Here is a 1045-nt window from a genome sequence, read left to right as displayed (position 1 = left end):
CCCGGAACCCTCGTCCGCCGAGCCGCCGACCAGCCCAGGAGTGCGCGATGCCCTTCGCCCGCCTAGACGCCGCGACGACCCCCACCGCCCACATCGGCCTCGGTCTCGCCGCCGTCGGCCGCCCCGGCTACATCAACCTCGGGAGGGACGCCGACCTGCCGGCCGAACGCGGCGTCGAGGTCATGCGCCGGCGTACGCACGAACTGCTGGACGCGGCCTACGCGCAGGGTGTCCGCTATGTGGACGTGGCCCGCTCCTACGGCCGCTCGGAGGAGTTCCTGGCCGACTGGCTGGCCGCCCGGCCCGATGCCGGCGACCTCGTCATCGGCAGCAAGTGGGGATACCGCTACACGGCCGGGTGGCGCACGGACGCCGAGGTCCACGAGATCAAGGACCACGGCGTGGCCACCTTCGAGGAACAGCGTGCGCAGACCGCCGAACTGCTCGGTGAACGGCTCGACCTCTACCAGATCCATTCGGTCACGCCGGACAGCCCGGCCCTGTCCGACAAGGAACTCCACGCCCGGCTGGCCGAGTTCGCCGCGGAGAGCGGTGTGAGCATCGGCCTGACCACCAGCGGTCCGGCCCAGGCCGAGACGATCCGGGCGGCCCTCGCCGTCCTTGTCGACGACAAGCCGCTCTTCCGTACGGTGCAGAGCACCTTCAACCTCCTCGAGACCTCCGCCGCGCCCGCGCTCGCCGAGGCGCACGAAGCGGGCGTCGCCGTCATCGTCAAGGAGGCCATGGCCAACGGACGTCTCGCCGCACCGCACGCACCGGCCGCGCTCCGTGAGGCCGCCCGGCGGACCGGCCTGGGCTGCGACGCGGTCGCGCTGGCCGTGATCCTGCGCAAACCCTGGGCCTCGGTGGTCCTCTCGGGCGCTGTCACCGCCGTACAGCTCTCGTCGAACCTGCACGCGGCCGTCGTGGACCTCGACGACGAGGAGCTGGCCCGCCTCGCGGACCTCGCGGAGGAACCGGCGGCGTACTGGCGCGAGCGCGCCGAACTGCCCTGGAGCTGATGGCCGGCTCAGGCGCCGCCCCG

At 72.9% G+C, this 1045-nt stretch carries 1 protein-coding gene; it reads left to right on the top strand.

Features of this window, described 5'->3' with window-relative positions:
• Positions 1-47: 47 nt before the first annotated feature.
• The gene (locus GUY61_RS38545) at positions 48-1022 is read left to right on the top strand and encodes an aldo/keto reductase (protein WP_166634928.1); all 975 of its coding nucleotides are present in this window, start codon (positions 48-50) and stop codon (positions 1020-1022) included.
• Positions 1023-1045 lie beyond the last annotated feature (23 nt).

Origin of the sequence: Streptomyces sp. GC420 (assembly GCF_009916105.1) — a bacterium.
Taxonomy (GTDB): Bacteria; Actinomycetota; Actinomycetes; order Streptomycetales; family Streptomycetaceae; genus Streptomyces.
The sequence above is the reverse complement of the archived record's forward strand: the minus strand, read 5'-3'. Positions and strand labels throughout refer to the sequence as shown.